The organism is Leptospira ainlahdjerensis (assembly GCF_016919175.1).
Lineage (GTDB): Bacteria > Spirochaetota > Leptospiria > Leptospirales > Leptospiraceae > Leptospira > Leptospira ainlahdjerensis.
The window spans coordinates 1-17143 of record NZ_JAFFPU010000073.1 but is presented as its reverse complement, the minus strand read 5'-3'; the positions used below and the strand labels follow the sequence as shown (position 1 = coordinate 17143).

The 17143-nt window shown below is 42.3% G+C and carries 13 protein-coding genes and 1 pseudogene; 6 read left to right on the top strand and 8 right to left on the bottom strand.

The features are described from left to right. Positions 1-106: 106 nt before the first annotated feature. Both JWG45_RS17845 and JWG45_RS17840 read left to right on the top strand, forming a co-directional pair. Positions 107-904: a hypothetical protein gene (locus JWG45_RS17845; protein ID WP_205280978.1), complete on the top strand. Its 798-nt coding sequence runs from the start codon at positions 107-109 to the stop codon at positions 902-904. Between the two features lie 24 nt (positions 905-928). Next, positions 929-1561: a class I SAM-dependent methyltransferase gene (locus tag JWG45_RS17840; protein ID WP_205280977.1), complete on the top strand. Its 633-nt coding sequence runs from the start codon at positions 929-931 to the stop codon at positions 1559-1561. A 617-nt stretch (positions 1562-2178) separates the two neighbouring features. Here the strand turns inward: JWG45_RS17840 and JWG45_RS17835 are convergent. After that, positions 2179-3852 (bottom strand): TolC family protein, encoded by a 1674-nt coding sequence (locus JWG45_RS17835; RefSeq protein WP_205280976.1) that lies wholly within the window; start codon positions 3850-3852, stop codon positions 2179-2181. A 21-nt stretch (positions 3853-3873) separates the two neighbouring features. On the opposite strand from JWG45_RS17835, the gene JWG45_RS17830 reads away from it, so the two are divergent. Further along, entirely contained in the window at positions 3874-6018 is a 2145-nt protein-coding gene (locus JWG45_RS17830) for a thioredoxin domain-containing protein (protein WP_205281024.1), read from the top strand. Positions 6019-6238: 220 nt separating this feature from the next. On the opposite strand, the gene JWG45_RS17825 is transcribed toward JWG45_RS17830, so the two are convergent. From JWG45_RS17825 to JWG45_RS17810, 4 genes are read right to left on the bottom strand one after another with little or no spacing between them, the layout of a single operon-like run. Further along, positions 6239-7444 (bottom strand): hypothetical protein, encoded by a 1206-nt coding sequence (locus JWG45_RS17825; RefSeq protein WP_205280975.1) that lies wholly within the window; start codon positions 7442-7444, stop codon positions 6239-6241. After that, positions 7422-8960: an MBOAT family O-acyltransferase gene (locus tag JWG45_RS17820; RefSeq protein WP_205280974.1), complete on the bottom strand. Its 1539-nt coding sequence runs from the start codon at positions 8958-8960 to the stop codon at positions 7422-7424. Before JWG45_RS17820 ends, JWG45_RS17825 begins: the two co-directional genes overlap by 23 nt. Before the next feature lie 36 nt (positions 8961-8996). Continuing rightward, positions 8997-9368, bottom strand: a complete 372-nt coding sequence (gene rsfS, locus JWG45_RS17815) for a ribosome silencing factor (RefSeq protein WP_069606453.1) — start codon at positions 9366-9368, stop codon at positions 8997-8999. A 5-nt stretch (positions 9369-9373) separates the two neighbouring features. Beyond that, complete coding sequence (locus JWG45_RS17810; protein ID WP_205280973.1) at positions 9374-10567, bottom strand: LCP family protein; 1194 nt, start codon at positions 10565-10567, stop codon at positions 9374-9376. Between the two features lie 1065 nt (positions 10568-11632). Here JWG45_RS17810 and JWG45_RS17805 point away from each other — a divergent pair. Further along, entirely contained in the window at positions 11633-12172 is a 540-nt protein-coding gene (locus tag JWG45_RS17805) for a DUF1564 domain-containing protein (RefSeq protein ID WP_205281023.1), read from the top strand. Positions 12173-12258: 86 nt separating this feature from the next. On the opposite strand, the gene JWG45_RS17800 is transcribed toward JWG45_RS17805, so the two are convergent. Next, entirely contained in the window at positions 12259-14274 is a 2016-nt protein-coding gene (locus tag JWG45_RS17800) for a DUF1566 domain-containing protein (RefSeq protein ID WP_205280972.1), read from the bottom strand. 128 nt (positions 14275-14402) lie between these two features. On the opposite strand from JWG45_RS17800, the gene JWG45_RS17795 reads away from it, so the two are divergent. Both JWG45_RS17795 and JWG45_RS17790 read left to right on the top strand, forming a co-directional pair. Beyond that, a complete protein-coding gene (locus tag JWG45_RS17795) occupies positions 14403-14942 on the top strand; it encodes a TlpA family protein disulfide reductase (RefSeq protein ID WP_205280971.1) in 540 nt (179 codons plus the stop codon). After that, a complete protein-coding gene (locus tag JWG45_RS17790; RefSeq protein WP_205280970.1) occupies positions 14939-16063 on the top strand; it encodes a hypothetical protein in 1125 nt (374 codons plus the stop codon). The genes JWG45_RS17795 and JWG45_RS17790 overlap by 4 nt, the downstream gene beginning before the upstream one ends. A gap of 35 nt (positions 16064-16098) precedes the next feature. On the opposite strand, the gene JWG45_RS17785 is transcribed toward JWG45_RS17790, so the two are convergent. Both JWG45_RS17785 and JWG45_RS17780 read right to left on the bottom strand, forming a co-directional pair. After that, a complete protein-coding gene (locus tag JWG45_RS17785) occupies positions 16099-16728 on the bottom strand; it encodes a DNA-3-methyladenine glycosylase family protein (RefSeq protein WP_205280969.1) in 630 nt (209 codons plus the stop codon). A gap of 154 nt (positions 16729-16882) precedes the next feature. Beyond that, a pseudogene (locus tag JWG45_RS17780) lies at positions 16883-17143 on the bottom strand (hypothetical protein); the annotation flags it as partial.

The window sequence follows — 17143 nt, the reverse complement described above, 5'->3', positions numbered from 1 at the left end:
CATACCTCTTATCGATGCTTTGTACCCAAAGCAAATACTTGCACCGAAGATTCTTTCCAGGATCAAATACGTTGACCGATCCGGTTCGCGATATACACAAATCTTTATGAAACAAACTTCCTCCAGTTTCAACTTTGAAACTATTGAAATCAACGAAAAATATTGCGGGCCTCCGAAGAGCGGAAACGGAGGTTACATTGCTGGAATTACGGCGAATCAAATCAAAAACAACGCCGCGGTCATCAAAATTAAAGCTCCGGGACCGTTGAACGAAACTCTGTATTATTCCAGAGATCCGAACACCGATGGAATTAAATTGTTGAGTAAGGAAACAAACTTAGTCATCGCGGACGCACAGGGAGACTCCGATTTTTATTTGGATTTTCCCGAATTGAACTCCTCATCCATAGAAGGAATTCAAAATCCAGAAAGGGAATATTTAGGATTTCAGAAACATCCTTTTCCCACTTGTTTTGTCTGCGGTCCGAAACGAGAACATGAAGACGGGATGCGGATTTTTCCGGCGAAAATATCGGATCAACCCGGATTTACCCATTTGCACGGGGCGTTCTGGAATCCTTGGAAAGACTTGAGCGGATCGGACGGGAAAATTCGAGACGAGATCGTATGGGCCGCATTGGACTGTCCCGGCGGTTTTGCGGTATCTTACGTGGATCCGACCATGATCGTTTTGGTAAAATTGCGCGGAAGACTGTTGGAAAGTATCTTTGCAGAAGTTCCGTATGCGATTTTATCCTGGGAGATCGGAAGGAACCGCAGACAAAGAATCGCGGGGACGGCTATCTATCAACTTTCCAATCACAAATGTGTTGCTTATTCCGAGGCCTTATGGATGGTTCCTGGAAATTGGAATCCTGAAAATAAAAAAGAGTTAGAAATTTAGAATATAATAAGGATAAATATCATCATGTGTGTCCAAAATGCTTCTACGTTAAGCTTAGTAAACGCCTATTTTTTTCAAATCCTACAAGGTTATATGCACTACCAATATCGGATGATAAAAAAGAATCTTTTTGAAGACCTGCCGGATACGATTGTCGAACTTGGGCCGGGAGTCGGTTCCAATTTAAGATACTTCAAACCCGGCACCACTCTTTTAGCGGTAGAACCGAATGAGGGAATGCATTCTCTTTTGAAGAAGAATTCGGAAAAGTATTCGATCAAAACTGAGCTGATGAATCTGTCCGCTGAAAAACTTCCGTTTCCTGATTCTTCCGTCGACGCTGTAGTTTGTAGTTTGGTTCTTTGTAGCGTTGTTGAACCGGATCAAGTTCTGAAAGAGATTCGAAGAGTATTAAAGCCCGGAGGAAGATTTGTTTTCTTAGAACACGTTGCGGCGGAACACGGATCTTGGATTTATTGGATTCAGAGGATCGTATTTCGACCCTGGCTTTGGTTTTTTGAGGGCTGTCATCTGACCCGAGATACCCATCAAACTCTTAGAAGTGCAAATTTTTCAAATTTGAAAATCGAAGAACGTTCGCTTCCTACTGTTTTTCTCCCGATTCGCCCCCATGTTTACGGGATCGCGATCAAATGAAGAATCTGTTCCAAAATCTAAAGCCTTACTTATAAGTTTGAGAAAGTTTTTTTGGAATCGTTGGGATTCGACTATGAATGTCTTTCAGAGTTCCTCACGGGGATTGGTGCTTGCAAGATTAGAATTTTGTGATAGAGGAAAGTTGCCCGAGTTTTTCCGGCCACCCGAGTTCAGCATGCCTTACCCACAAGTTGAGAGGAGATACGACAATAATCGTCCTGAGACCAGGGTTTTGTAGGAGTTCCTACATGAGAATTTTTTCTTGCGAAATTAAAATTTTGTGATATAGGAAAGTCGCCCGTGGTTTTTTCCGCCACCCACCCCTCCACCCGAAATTTGGGTGGGGCCAGCAACTTTTACGGAGGAGCCGTCGGAACTACGACGGTTTTTTTGAATTCTTCGATATGTTTATGTTTGCCGGAAACATCTTGCCTAAAGCCTAAAGATGTAGGAATTCAAAGAAACATATCGAATTTTATAAAATGAAATTCTTTTATCTTTCGAGATTTCGGAGAGGCCCAACGCTTGAATTTTAGAAATCGGTTTCCGGAGGAACGGAAATCATTCTTTTTTAGAAACAAAACGATGGAGGAAAAGGAAAAATAATACTGCCTCGCTCATTTTGTAGGAGCCGTTGTATCCAGGTTCGCTTGTTTCGATTCCGCCATCTTCATCAGGCGATCGATGATCTCTTGCGGATCCACTCCGAATTTTTCGAAGATATGATTCTTTGCGAGTTCGTATCGAAGAATATCGATGTTCAACTGAATCTTGGTTTGTGCAACCTGCAGTTCCGCCTGGATCAAATTGTCGAGGGCGGTTTTTACCGCAACGGCCGTGAATCTTCCTTGTCTAAAACGTTCCGAAAGGCCTCTGTAATATCGATTGGCTTCGTCTCTTCTTTTTTTTGCGCCTTCAAAGATGTCTTTTCCCGAAACGATGGCTGCATAACGATTCTCTAATTCTTCTTTGATGGAGAGTTTGAGTTCGGCTTCTTTTTTTTGCAGATTCTCTACGTCCAACTTTGCGTTTCGGATATCGGCCTTAATTCCCTTGTCCCAAAGAGGATAAGAAAATTGAAAGGATGCGTAGGCTTCCGGATATTTAAAGGACGCGATTCCTCGATTTGTATCGGTTACATTTTGCTGAGGAGCGACGATATTCTGACCTCTCGTGGAATAAGCGCCCGATACTTTCAAGGAAGGCATGTCTTCCGCTTCTTTGATTCTTAAATTGAGTTCTGCGATTTCTCTTTGTTTGCGAAGATTTCTAAGATCGGTCCGATGATCTAAGGCGTAGAGGTAGTCCTTCTCCACGTTAAAATCGGCGGGAACAGTTTCTTGAAGATCGGTGACTCCTTCGATTTTAGAGGAAGGATCCGCGTTTAAAATTCGAATCAGAGTCCTTTCGGCTTCCCTTCTGGAAACTTTTGCCTTGTCCAGATTCCCGGCGGTTTGTGAAAGAATGGAACTCCAGAGATTGACCTCAAATCCTTCGGAAAGGCCTAAATTCCGCTTTCTGGCGGTCAAGTCGCGGATGTTTCTCGTATTGGATTCTAATTCTTCCAAAGTTTTCACGTTGGAATCGTAGATATTCAAACTCCAGTATTGAACCAAGGTCTGAACCACCAACTGAGAAAGTGTATAAATCAATTCGTCTCTTTTGATGACGGTATTTTGTCTTAGGATCGCTTCCTTGTCTTTTTGAGTTTTTCCAAAACCGTATTTCAAAAGCTCTTGGCTCAGAGTGATCGTGAGCGCACTCGTGTACTGAGGCGGAATTGCAAGGGATGCAAAACCGGAAGAAGGATCTTCGAAAGCGCTCGTGTCAAAACGAGTGGTGCTTCCTTCTAATTTTGCGTAGGTCCCGGTTTTGAAATTTTTTTCGATTCCAACACTGAGTTTGTCTTGGCTTTGTTTGGTTCCTAAGAAAACGTTATTTCGATTATTTGGAAGAGTCGTTTTGAAAACCGTAATTCCACCGATTAAATTCCAAGTGAACTGAGATTCGTTTTTCAGTTCTCCACCGTCGGCTTTTACGTATTCCATCTTTGCGTTTTGAATCGTAATGTTCTTTTCCAAAACGTGATTGACCGCTTCCTTTAGAGTCAGGCGGAGTACCTTCTTGGAGTCGTTTAGGTTCCCTTCGGAAGTTTTTTTTTCTTCTTCCTGAAAGGTTTCGTTTGCATTTGATTCCTGGGAAGGAGCGGGTTGAATCGCCGCAAAAAGGATGGTTCCGGCAATGAGAATATTTCTAAATTTTCTGCGTGTCCTTTCCTTTTTGTGGTCCATGTAAGTGCCTACTTAATGGACATGGTTGAATGCAGGAAGTTTTTTACAAATCGAAAAATCAGTTTTAAGAGTCTAAAAGAGAACAATTCAATGAATTTAAACCCGCGAAGCAAAAACAGACTTGCGAAAGAAAAAAGTCCGTACCTCCAACAACATGCAAACAATCCTGTGGACTGGTTTCCTTGGGGAGAGGAAGCCTTCCGGAAAGCAAAGGAAGATGATCGATTGATCTTCTTATCAATCGGTTATGCGACCTGTCATTGGTGTCACGTGATGGAAAGGGAATCCTTTGAAAATCAAACCGTCGCGGATTATCTCAATTCTCATTTTGTATCGATCAAAGTAGATCGAGAAGAAAGGCCCGATATCGATCGAATCTATATGGACGCTTTGCACGCGATGGATCAGCAAGGCGGATGGCCTCTCAATATCTTTTTGACACCCGAAGGAAAGCCGATCACGGGCGGAACTTATTTTCCACCGGAGCCTAAATACGGAAGAAAGAGTTTTTTAGAAGTTTTGAATATTTTAAACAAGGTCTGGAGTGAAAAACGTCAGGAGTTAATCGCTGCTTCTTCCGAATTATCCCAGTATTTAAAAGAATCCGGAGAGGCGCGTGCGGCTACTAAAGCGGAAGGGGATCTTCCATCGGAGAATTGTTTTGAGTCCGGTTTTACTTTGTATGAAGGATACTACGATCCCGATTTTGGGGGATTCAAAACCAATCATACGAACAAATTTCCGCCGAGTATGGGACTTTCGTTTTTGCTAAAATACCATCATTCTTCCGGGAATCAGAAAGCGCTGGAGATGGTGGAAGACACGCTTCTCTCGATGAAACAAGGAGGAATCTACGATCAGGTCGGAGGCGGCCTTTGTCGTTATTCCACAGATCATCATTGGCTCGTTCCTCATTTTGAAAAGATGCTCTATGACAATTCTTTGTTCTTGGAAACCCTTGTGGAATGTTCCCAGGTTTCTTCCAAGATTCCCGCAGAAGCTTTTGCGATGGATGTGATTTCGTATTTGCATCGTGATATGAGAATTTCCGGAGGAGGAATCTGCAGCGCGGAAGACGCGGACTCGGAAGGAGAGGAAGGATTATTTTATATCTGGGATCTAAAAGAATTTCGAGAAGTCTGCGGAGAAGATTCTACCATTCTCGAAAGATATTGGAACCTAAACGAGAGCGGAAATTTTGAAGGGAAGAATATTCTGCACGAACGTTTTCGAAGCAGCACCGCAAATTTTACCGAAGAACAAAAGAAAAAGTTGGAATCCGCTTTAGAAAGAGGAAAGAAAAAACTCTTAGAAAGAAGAAGCGAAAGAATCCGTCCTCTCAGGGACGATAAGATTCTAACTTCTTGGAACGGGTTGTATATCAAGGCGCTCGTAAAAGCGGGAACCGCGTTTCAGAAAGAGGAATTTTTGGATCTCGCGGAAGAAACGTATTCCTTTCTTGAAAAAAATCTGATCTCGAAAGAGGGAAGAGTTCTTCGACGTTTTCGAGATGGAGAATCGGGTATATTAGGATATAGTAATGATTACGCGGAATTGATTTCTTCTTCGATTGCTCTTTTCGAGGCAGGTCGCGGAATCCGTTATTTAAAACGCGCGGTGGAATGGATGGAGGATACGATTCGATTGTTTCGTTCCCCTTCCGGTGTTTTTTACGATACTGGAAACGACGGGGAAAGTCTTTTGAGAAGAAGTGTGGACGGTTACGACGGAGTGGAGCCGTCGGCTAACAGTTCTTTGGCGGATTCTCTCGTTCGATTGTCTTCGCTCGGGGTCAACGCGGATCGTTATCGTGAAATTGCGGAATCCATCTTTCTTTACTTCACAAAAGAACTTTCCACACACGCTCTGAGTTATCCTTATATGCTTTCCGCTTATTGGACTTATAAAAACCATTCTCAAGAGATCGTTTTGATCCGTAAGAATCGTGATTCCGGGAAAGATCTCTTGTCTGCGATCCAGAAAAAATATCTTCCGAAAGCGGCGATTGCAGTGGTCAACGAAGACGAGTTGGAAGAAGCAAGAAAACTTTCCTCTCTCTTTGAAGCCCGGGGCAGCGGCGGATCGGCGCTCGTCTATGTTTGTGAGAATTTTTCCTGTAAACTTCCCGTGAGTTCCGTTGAGGAGTTAGAAAAACAATTGAAATAGGGAGTTCCTACTTTCGTTTAAAAACTCAATCAATTCGTGAAGTTGAAAAAGAGGAGTTCCTACTTTCGTTTGAAAACTCAATCAATTCGTGAAGTTGAAAAAGAGGAGTTCCTACTTTCGTTTAAAAACTCAATCAATTCGTGAAGTTGAAAAAGAGGAGTTCCTACTTTTCAGTCATGAGGAGCTCCGGTTCTAAAGTGGAAAAAGATCCGGATTCTTCTCAATAGCCTAATTTGCGGAACATCTCGTTCGTTGCTTTGGCACCTTGACAGTTCAAATGAATCTGATCTGAATAAAAATCGGGTTTCAAAAACGGTTTTTCAAATTCGAGTACTTTGAGATGTGGATACTTTGTTTTGAGAGGTGCAAAGGCTTTCCAAAATTTTGGAAAATAACCCGTTGCTTCGATATAATCCGGAAACGGCATGACTATATAAAAAACCTGAATGTTTTGGGATTGCGTATAACGCAGAAAGTCTTCAAAAGCTGAAAAATCAAAATGAGGTTCTTCTCTGTAAGGAGCCAGGATTTCTTCCTTGAGCTTATCCTGACTCATCTTATAGAGAAGCGCGTGTTGCGGTTTGATCCGGTCAGAAATATTTAAACCCCCGTTTTGAAAGGAGATCTTATTCGCGATCCACCGATTGTCCCTGACGTTACTTTCCGGAGCCATACACTGCGGGGTATAAAGTTCTTCACAAGCGCAGTCGAGTTTCATCGTTGCTTCCGCGGGTTTGTAGTTCTCATATGAGAAAACGTTGAGAAGAGCTTTTCTGTATCGATAGGTGGAAAATACGTTCGGGATCGAAGAGGAAAGAACGTAGAGTAATTCCGGACCCTTGTATTGGTCGAACATTTCTCCGATCGAAAATAAGTGAAGAATTCTGTGCGAAAAGAATTTCCAATTGATCTCGGAAACCGTTTTTTGCATACTTTCTTTTCCGCTTTCCATTACGAAATTCTTATATGTTAAACCTGAAACAAAACGAGTTTCGAGATATTCGGGGAGTCTCATGTTCGGTTTAACATATTTGATAAGCGCAGGGTCAACGATCGGATTTCCGTATCCACCCGCGATCAGGCCCGGACTGGACGCGAATAGGATAAAATCCGGTTTTTTATTTCCTGCATTCAAATACTTTGCTAGGTAATGCGGATAGTATCTTGCTCCCATCGCGGGAAGGCTGAAATTGTAAACGTTTGATTCCTTTGCTGGAACTAAGGACATACTTCTGGAATCGCCGAAAATTAGGCCTTTGAAATTCAAGGTTCCGGATTCCATTTTTTTTCGAACGTTGTTTACGAGAAACACTTCCGTATGTTCGTAAAAATAGATTTCAGTAAATCGTGCGAGGAGTTCGACTCCGATCACGATCGTGAGAACGGTCAAAACGACTTTATTCTTAAAAAGCGAAGTAAATGACATTTTTGCCGAACACACCTTTCAGAACTATACAATAAAAGAAAAAGACGTAGGTAAGAATTCGAATGACGGCAGGTTTTTCGAATATAAAGAATGCTGAATTATTCTTAAAATGAAAGTAATCCCAAACGAGAAGCGGACCGATAACTTTTACGATCTCGGTGAAATAATTGAAAATGCTGATCTGGTCGTTCGGCCCTCTGAGTGTGAAGAAGTTTTCGAAAATTCCCAAAAAAAGAATTCTCGCGTGATTTCCGTCGTAACTTCTAAAAAAGATCGAAGTCATCGCAAACATAAACGTCGTGAAAAAGCAGGACCAAAAGAAAAATCCCTTTGTAAAGAACGCGTGGTTTAAGAAAGGAAACTTGGACTTTGCAAAAAGTTTGAGGCGATCAAACGGTTCTCGGAAGATCATATAAAGGACGATATAAAGCCCGCAGCACAAACCCCAGAAGGCGAAGTTCCAACTCGCCCCGTGCCAAATCCCGGAAAGTCCGAAGATGATAAAGAGGTTTCTAAAATTATAGAGTTTACTTACCTTACTCCCGCCTAACGGAATGTAGACGTAATCGGTAAACCAGCGGTTGAGGGTAACGTGCCATCTCCGAAAAAGTTCTCTGAAATTTACGCTAAATTCGGGAGTGATGAAGTTTTCACTGAGGTTGAATCCGAGTAAGAATGCCGAACCCCTGGCTATATAAGAATATCCCGCGAAGTCGCAATAGATTTGAAAGAAGAACGCTATAAACGCAAGGACCGTGTGAATCGCGGAATGACCTCCCGCTAAGTCCGGATTGGCCTTGTAGATCAAAGGATTGTCTAAGAAAACGAGATTTACGAGTTCGGCGAGATTGTCAGCGACATAGGTTTTCATGTAATAACCTACAAGAAGCAAAAGGCAACCTTTGTAAAAAAGATCCAGATTGATCTTTCTATCTTCCTTGATTTGGGGCAGAAGGTCTCCGGCTCTTTCGATCGGTCCGGCAACCAACTGAGGAAAAAAACAAACGAAAAGTGAGAAGTCGATGAGATTCGTATCTGCTTTTAGTTTGCGAAAGTAGACGTCGATCACATAGGAAAGAGTCTGAAAGGTAAAAAAACTGATTCCGACCGGAAGAATGATCTGAAGGAAGGTCGCATCTTGGAAAAGAGTCGGATCTTCGACTCCGAAAAGCCCCGCCGAGGTTTTGACCGCTATTCCCAGATTTTCTATAAAGAAATTGTAATATTTGAAGAAGCCGAGCATCCCCATGTCGATGATCACCGCTAAAAACAAAAGCCATCCCCGAATCTTGGGCGATTCTTTTTGTTCGATAAGAAGTGCGATGTAAAAGTTGGAAACAGAAGTGGAAATGATAAGAACAAGAAAAATCCAGTCCCACCAGCCGTAAAAAGTGTAGGATGCGATGAGAAGAAAGATATTCTGAATTCTTCTCGAAGTTTTATAAGCGGCAAAAAAATAACAAACCGCTAAGACGATGAGAAAAAAATAGATAAAAACGGCGGAGTTAAAAATCATTTTCGAACGGCCGATCCGAAGGGAACGAAATCTCCTTTAGAGTTCCATTCTCTTGGCGTCGCGCCAGAGTCTGTCCAGATTGTAGTATTCCCTTTTTTCGGGGGTCATGATATGAATGATGATTTCTCCAAAGTCAAGAAGAGTCCAGCCGGAAGTCGCCGATGTTCCGGTTTTGTCGGCTTCTTTGTGAGCAAGTTTAAATTCTTTTAATGTTTTTCTGACTTCTCTTGCGACCGCGTTTGCTTGAACAGCGGAGTTCACGGTGCAGATCACGAAATAACTGAGATAACTGTTTACGGTTTCTAAGTTGAGAATGCTGATTTCTTCGCATTTTTTATCCACCATGATGTCGTGGATGATCTGAAGAATTTCTTTGGTTGTGGGTGTTTGTTTTGGGGCAGAATTCATGAAAATTATTTTCTCGGTTCGTAATCTGAGCCGACGACGACGGTTGCGTCCAGACCCTGATCCTTTCTCAATACGTGGTGCACTTCCGCTTTTTCTAAAACGGTAGAGATTCTATCCATGATCGCCGTGTTGCCCGAGCGGTCTATCACAACGGTCTTAGGAAACCCTTTTTTCCACGCGTTGTCGGCGGCTAAAACCTTGATTCTTTTATCGGAAAGAATGCTACGCACGTCCTTTGCAAGACCAGCGACTTCGGTTCCGTTCAAAACTTCGGTTCTTCCGAATTCAGCATCTGCAAAAACGTCGGAGTTCATGTCCTTTGAAAATTTCCGAAAGGCGACCCTGGCTCTAGTGATATCGGTTTTGAGATAGGTCTTTTTTGTTTTAGGGTCGTTCTGAGGTTCACCCGGAAGTTCGGAGATTCCGAATTGAATTCTTCTGGAATTCACAAACTTAACGAGGCTGATAAAGTCCTCTTTGGAGAGATCGGTTTCAATTAAACTGTGCGCGAAGATTAGAAGAGGAGTTGTGAGGAATTCCTTTCTTTCGGTGAGAGTTTCGTAGAGAGTGAGGACTACACTTTCTTCTCTGCTGATACGATCCAGATAATCGAGATTTTCTTTTTTGTCCATCGTGACTGCGTAGTCGTAGACGTCCTGACCGGACATGGTATAAACCCCGTCCTGGCGATTGTATTCGGGAGAATTCCGGACGGTCTTATTGTCCATGTAGATGCTCAAACCCCCGAGGAGATCCACGATTCGAATCCAATTCGAAGCGGAAAGGCTGATCGTATAGTGAGGTTTGGTTCCGATCAAATCGGTGACTGCGCTTTTCACCGAGGACTTGGCTCCCGATTTCAGGAGATCGAGAGAATCATCTGGATCGTCGAAAGAAGTGATCGGGTGAATGAAGTAGAGCGCGCAACGATTGTTCGAAGGGAACAAGGTCGCTAAAAGTCCGAATTCGTATTCTTCCGAATCGCCTACGGCATGAAAGAGAAAGTAAATCGGTTTCCCGGCGGCGATCTTTTCTTCCAAGCCGGTTCGATTGAATTTACTGATCAGAAAGATAAGTGCTGAAAATAAAAGGATTCCGGCCGCGATATAAAGCAGCCAACCGGACGATTTTTTAGAAGGTTCTTTTGACTCCAAATCCAGGCTCCGATTCCATTTCAAACCGGAAAAGTTCTCTGTCAAACGGTTATTTTATCCGATTCATTCTTGTTTGTAGAACGATTGGAATGTAAAGTTTGTATTGTTTGGAGAACGTTCTTGATTCTTCTCTAAGATTGTTAAGAATTAATTTCCCTCGTGTTGAAGGGGGATACTTGTCGACGAACTCTGAAAACGAAATGGAGTTTCAACTTTGAGAAAGCAAAAAAGGGAAATCGAAGTTCATGGAGAATCAAAGTGAAGGTAATGATGAAGATTTTAGAGGGTTGTGCGCCCGGCCGCATGACGGCCGCGCGCGGGTTACGATTTTTTTCAAGAACGCAGATGAGACCGCCGGGTAATTGGCGGCGTTCGGAGAGGAAAGAAAAGACGGAAATGAATTGTTCGTCCGAAGCAAAATTCGAAGGAGGCGGTGATTTCTCGATCGTCATAAGATGATAGGATGTCGACATTTTCGTCCGGTGGTTTAGAAGTTTGCGAAAAAGAAATCGATCAAACAGTCGGGCGTGCCTCTCGCGATACATTCAAGAATGAGAATGTATTTATTTCGGAGCGCTTCGAGTCGCGTGCCTACGGGCTCGCGGATTCCCGCTCGTCCTCTTCGAGGACGCAGGAGCGCCCTTCGGCCCGCTCACGCAGGGAGAGTTCGTTTCCCATTCCAGAAGCATTGTAAATTCTAGATAAAGAATAAGACTGTTTATCGGTATTACAGTTATCCTTTCCTCCATCTCGATCTAAGGGGAAGCCGCGTTTTCGAAGACTTCAAACCGAAACCGCTACACAAGCGAGAAAAACCCGATCCAGGGGTTACCTGAAAATGCCGCTGGAGGAGAATCGTTCTCTTGAAAAGAAATCTTCAGTTCGAAAAAGAATTCAAAATTCTTCAGTATTTCTTTTGGATCGATTTGTGTTTTCATCAAAAAGAAGGGATTCGTTCTGAGATAAAGGGTAGAGCCGAAAATTCTTAAATCAGCCTTTTGGCAGCCAAAAGTGGAAGAGGCAAAGAGAAACCGTGGGAGCGGCTTGAAAAAAAAATATTTTTTTCTGGAAATTGCCTCCGATCAGAAGCGGCCCGGAACTGCAATGGATATGGGATACTTAACGTTTCATGCCGACGAAGAAATCTCCTCAAGCCTTTTAGAAAGTCGAATGGAGACTGTAACTCTTTTGATTCCGGAAAGCACTTTGGTTCGCTTAGGGGTTCAGGACGCAAGAATATTACCGAAGAGAATTCCTCAGTTGCTGAGAACCTATGGAAAATATCTTACTGCGACAAGACGTCTTGGGAAAAAGGCGGGAAAAACATTGTATCAGCCCAATCGTGGAGAAGAGAAAATGAAACGAGTCAACATCCGTCTGAGCATCGGGAGTTGGACTTTTTTAGGGTTGCTTGCCCAGACCCACGGAGTTTCCCGTTGTTATCTTTTTAATTATTTGCTCTGGTTGGAAGAGTTGGGAGTCGGGGATTCTATCGTGGAAACGGTGAACGCGGGAGCTCCCACGTTTCATAGGTATTACAGCTATATCCTCCATCTCGATCTACGTGACAATCGTGTTTTTCGAAGACTTCAAACCGAACCCGCCTCTCTTTTTTCCGTTTTAGATTATCGAGATTGGTTCCCGAGTTAATGTATTCAGACTTTTCCTTAAAAGCCGAAAGAACCAGGATCGAAAGAATGGAATTCTTCGGTTATCGCTATTTCCAAAACAAAAAACTATTTTAGACATCGAACCCCTGCGTAATTGCTGAGGTGATCCCAGCGAATTTCACCTTTGAAAACGTCCAGATTGTAGGCGCCGTTTTCTCCCATTGAGATCGAAGACGACCAATACCGTTTACCCTCGTCTTTCGCCGTCCAAGATTCTGTTTCTCCGCTTTCATAGGAATCTTCGAGTTCTTCAATGGTAGGCAGGCGAAGATCTCTTGAACTACAAATTTGACTCGCTTGATACCAGTTATAACTTCCCGTCGTTGATTCCCAATGATTTTCTCTCTGGGGTGTCTGTTTTTTTATTTTCTTTTTAGTAGATTCTAAATTTAGAATATTCGAAGAATGGAATTTTGAATCTACAGATTTGGAAGGCTCCGTCCGACTTTCCTGGTAGTGGATGTCGAAGAGCTTTTTGAATTCTCCGTTCGGATTCGGAAGTTTAACGGCCATCTCTAAAATTTCTCTTAACTTGGACTTTGCCGAACCCCAGAAGATACCGGTTTTAGATTCCCAGTCCGCGCCGAGTTGATGGCTGTTGATGATCTGAGTCGGGTTTTGCGTTTCCAAACCTTCGTGCAAAAGAGAATCCAATTGTTCCTGAAGAGAAATCGGTTCGTGAAGTTTTAGGTTCACCCTTTTGATTTCTTTTTTGATTCTTTCAATTTGAGAAAAACTGGCGAATTCGGATTTAGCCAAGGTTACGATTCCGTCCCGAAAAGCCTCGTGAATCGCTTTTTGATGTTCTTCTTTTTCTTCTTCGCTGGAAGACAACGCTTCGGCAGTAAATTCTTTTTCTATTCTCAAAAAGAGAGTATCAAGCCGATTTGTTAAGTGGGAACGCCCGGTTTTTTCGGCCGTTTCCGATTTTTTTTGTATTATCTCCTTTAGAGTTTTGTAATGGGATCCGGATTTTTGACCAAGATCCTTGAGAAGATTTCCGTACAGTTTTGAGGCGAGGGAAAAATCGAAAATGGAGTAGGCTTGGTCCGCCTCTTTCTCTTTGAAAGAGAAAGAGGCGGACTCTACTTGATCCTTTCTTTCTTGAATACTCTGCTGAATTTGAATCTGTTTGTGTTTTTCCGGAACTTTTGCGGAATATTCCTCGGCTAACGAAGCATAAGCGATCAGACGTTTTTGCAGATCTTCGGGAGTCTGTTTTTTTGTTTCGAAAAGCTCGCGATCCAAGTCGTTTATCTTTTCCTTATATTCCAAACTATAATTGTTTGTAATACTCGTCTGAATCTGTTTTATAAATGTTTCCAGCTTCTTTCGGGATTCTTCCGAAAGACGATCCCCGAAGGCGTTTAAGATCTTTCTATAAATTTCGTTCGATTCCGAATAATCTCTGGAAAGCGTGAGTTTGGCGGCTTGATCCAATTCTTCTCTTACTTCTTCCAAAACTCCTTCTAAAATTTTATCGGAGGTTTTGAATTCCATAGAATTGAGATTGGTTCCGGGAACCGGTTTGATCTTTAAGAATGCAACACTCATGTTTCCGCTCGTGGAAACGGGGGCGTGATTAAAATCGAGATTGTATTTCGGATCCAAGAGTTTTCTTCCGGATTCTCCTGCATAATAATCCATCAGAAATTCGGGGAACTCCATCTGGAACGTGGATTTGATGGAATAGGAGAGAGTCTTCGAATCCCTCGTTTGATTTCGAAGAGAAACATAAATAAGGCCGTTTTTGGACGCGATCGTCCCGGAAATTACTTCGTCGGCATCGATCGCGTCGGCGATTTGTTTCATACAAATCTCATCGGAACAATCCATTTTTTGCAAGGCTTCGACTTGTTTATAAAGAATGACCATGGATTCGTCGTCTACGATCGTATATTTTCCTTCAAAGTTGTGAAGAACTGAATTGATGATCCCGTTTCGAAAACGGTTCTCCAAACCGGAACCGAGACTTCCCTCGACGGTCAATTTATGAACGTATATCTTCGAATGTTTTGTCTGCGCAAAGATCGAGAATGGAATCCACAAAGTTAAAAATAATAGAGGAAACCAAATACGCATCGTGTGATCGTCCTATTGGGAATATCCCATTCCGAAAATTCGTATTGTAAACAATTATTTCATTTTTTCAATTTGCGATTTACAATCCTCTTTCAAAACTCATTTTGGAAGAGGAGAAATCAAATCCAATGAAGGATCCCGGTTTTTTGATTTCGAAAAAAATAATTTCCTTTCTGATTCTTTTTCTGGCTTCGTTCGGAACCGCGTCCTCGGAGCCCATTTCTAACTTTGCATTCTACAATCTAAAAAAAGAAAGAATCGTTCTTTTCGATTCTCTCCGGGAGTTTTCAAAAAGGGATATTTTGATTCTTAACTTTACGGGCTCTTCCTGCAAGCCTTGCAAGGAACAGGTCCCGATTCTTTTGAATCTTACCAAAAAAGCCAACATTTCTTCCAGGGGAGAATTTAGGGTTCGTTTTTGGATCGTCTTTGTGGGCGACGACTTCCAAACCGGGAATGAATATTCCAAAATTCTAAAGTTAGAAAACGAAACGGAAATTTTGATCGATCCCCTTTCTTCGAGTTATTCTCAGGTTAAAATTTCAGGCTTGCCGACCGTGATTCTCCTGGACCAAAAACAAGAAATTCTTTTAAAAACGGAAGGTTTTACCGAATCCGGTACAAAAGCTCTGGAGAATTTTCTAATCTCCCTCGGGAAAATAAAATGAAACAACATCACCTCCGCATTTTTTTTATTTTGTCTTTTTTCATTTCAATTCTTCTTTTGACTTGTTCTTTTCAAAAAAGGGACTTTGAGCCGGGTTTTGTGGAAGTCGAAGTCGAAGGAAACGATCTTCAGGATGCGGAAAGGAATGCAAAGCTGGAGATGATCCGTCAGGTTTTGGGAACTGAAGTTGTTTCCCATTCTTATCTTTTGGATTCCGTGTTTTTGGGGAATATGATCGAATCTTCGGAGGTCGGTCTTGTTCGGAGATTCAGAATTCTCAAAAAAGAACATTCTAAAAATAGAATATTTGTGAAAGCGAGCGGTATCGTGGACGAAACGCGTTTGGGAGAATCGATCGAGGAACAGTATAAACTTTTAGGAAAGCCGAGAATCCTTTTGCTCGCTTCCGAAAAATTCGGAAACGAAAAAGAATCCAAATTCAAAACCCTCTTAGAAACAAAATTGATCTCCCGATATCCCGCCTTTGATTTTGTCTCCGTTTCGCCCGAAGAATTCAAAAAATGGAATATTCATCTCAAGGACCCGAAGGAAACGGAAACAAATCCCTTTCTCGAGTTCGCCCGAAAGAACGGAGTCGAATTGATCTGGTTCGCGGACTTTGTTTCTAAGGAAGGCGATCTTCTGGCTCAAGGGACCGAACTTCGTAGCATTTTCGCCTATCTGGACTTTAAACTTCTGGAAACCGCCTCCGGTAAAATTTTGGTTTCCGGAAATTTACAGGGCGGAAAACCCGCGATTCATCTTCGATATGGTTCCGAAAAAGCTCTCGATCAACTTTTATCGGAGATGAAACCTTCTCTCCTGAGACAACTCGCAGAAAAATGGAAACGTGGGAACACGATCCGTCTGACTTTCGAAAATCTAAGCTATGACGAATATTCCAAAAGTGAACTCGCACATTGGATCCGAAACGTTCGAGGTGTGAATTCCTTAAACGAAAGAGGACACGATTCTCAAGGAAGAATGGTGATCGAAGTGGTCGCACTTTTAAACGGCGGAAAACTTTTTACGATTCTTAAACAGATGGAGGATCGTCTCGGTTTTTCTTTTGAAAGTCAGGAGATCCAAAGTCATTTTTTGATCCTTAGAATTAAAAAGTGAGTCTACTCCAAAATCGGTAAAGGCGGATTGTTTTTTTATCCTCGTTTTTTTTCCTCAAGATAAGAATGCCAGAAGAGCATCGTTGCGATCGAACGATAGGGTTCCCATTTTTTTCCGAGTTTTAATATTTTCTCCCGCGAAGTTTGAGCGGGAAGTCGTTTCACTTTTTTTAGGGATTGAATGAGCGCCAGATCTCCGATCGGAAAAATATTCGACCGGTGGAGAGACATCAAAAGAAAAACGTCCACGGTCCAGTTTCCGATTCCTTTTACAGCCGTTAGGCGGACTCGAATCCGTTCGTCCGGAAGATCCTTTAGTTCTGAAAGGATGATCTTTTTTGATACGACCGCTTGCGCGAGTTCTCTTGCATATACCGTTTTTTGTCTGCTGAAATAACATTCTTTGAACTCGGAGTCGCTTAACGTAAGAATTTTTTTTGCCGTCACTTTCCCTATTCTTTTTTTGAGTTTGTCCAGGGCGGCTTTGGCGGAAGCGAGAGAAACCTGCTGTTCTATAATGATGTGAATCAGAGTTTCAAAATTCGGTCTTCGGCTCCAAAAGGGGGGATATCCGTATTTTAAAAAAATGGAATGTAGATCCGAATCGATTCTGAAAAGACGGTCGCAGATCGAATGAAATTCTTCTTTGTCAAATTTTCGGATCACGGTTAAAACGTTTTGAAATTCATAAATCGAATTTCTCTTTGAGAGAGTTTTGGAAACTTTTTCTGAGAAGGTTTTTTATGGAACGTCGATTCTGTTTGCGCGCGCGTTTAAAATTGCAAAAACGCACGTAAAACGCAACTGAAATAATTTCAACTTACCCCCATCCCGAATTTATGTCGATTTGATCGATTTCCTCAACGGTCGCGGCGGACTGGATTGCGGATTTCAAATCAGAAACTTTTTGAAGCAGGAAAGTCTTACGAATTGCGCCGTCACTCAAAACCTGTTTAATCTGTTGCGCTGAGTGAACAACATATTCTTTTACATTGTTCGAATTAGTGCATTTATAAGGAACAGAGGAATTCAATGAAACCGATCCGACTAAATTCAACTGATCGTCTCTATCTGAACCATA

Excerpts from the sequence above, each read along its gene's own strand:
- JWG45_RS17795 (WP_205280971.1), top strand. The coding sequence starts at position 14,403 with ATGAAGGATCCCGGTTTTTTGATTTCGAAAAAAATAATTTCCTTTCTG.
- rsfS (WP_069606453.1), bottom strand. The coding sequence starts at position 9,368 with ATGAATTCTGCCCCAAAACAAACACCCACAACCAAAGAAATTCTTCAG.
- JWG45_RS17800 (WP_205280972.1), bottom strand. The coding sequence starts at position 14,274 with ATGCGTATTTGGTTTCCTCTATTATTTTTAACTTTGTGGATTCCATTC.
- JWG45_RS17845 (WP_205280978.1), top strand. The coding sequence starts at position 107 with ATGAAACAAACTTCCTCCAGTTTCAACTTTGAAACTATTGAAATCAAC.
- JWG45_RS17805 (WP_205281023.1), top strand. The coding sequence starts at position 11,633 with ATGGGATACTTAACGTTTCATGCCGACGAAGAAATCTCCTCAAGCCTT.
- JWG45_RS17840 (WP_205280977.1), top strand. The coding sequence starts at position 929 with ATGTGTGTCCAAAATGCTTCTACGTTAAGCTTAGTAAACGCCTATTTT.
- JWG45_RS17830 (WP_205281024.1), top strand. The coding sequence starts at position 3,874 with ATGGTTGAATGCAGGAAGTTTTTTACAAATCGAAAAATCAGTTTTAAG.
- JWG45_RS17790 (WP_205280970.1), top strand. The coding sequence starts at position 14,939 with ATGAAACAACATCACCTCCGCATTTTTTTTATTTTGTCTTTTTTCATT.
- JWG45_RS17825 (WP_205280975.1), bottom strand. The coding sequence starts at position 7,444 with ATGTCATTTACTTCGCTTTTTAAGAATAAAGTCGTTTTGACCGTTCTC.
- JWG45_RS17820 (WP_205280974.1), bottom strand. The coding sequence starts at position 8,960 with ATGATTTTTAACTCCGCCGTTTTTATCTATTTTTTTCTCATCGTCTTA.
- JWG45_RS17835 (WP_205280976.1), bottom strand. The coding sequence starts at position 3,852 with ATGGACCACAAAAAGGAAAGGACACGCAGAAAATTTAGAAATATTCTC.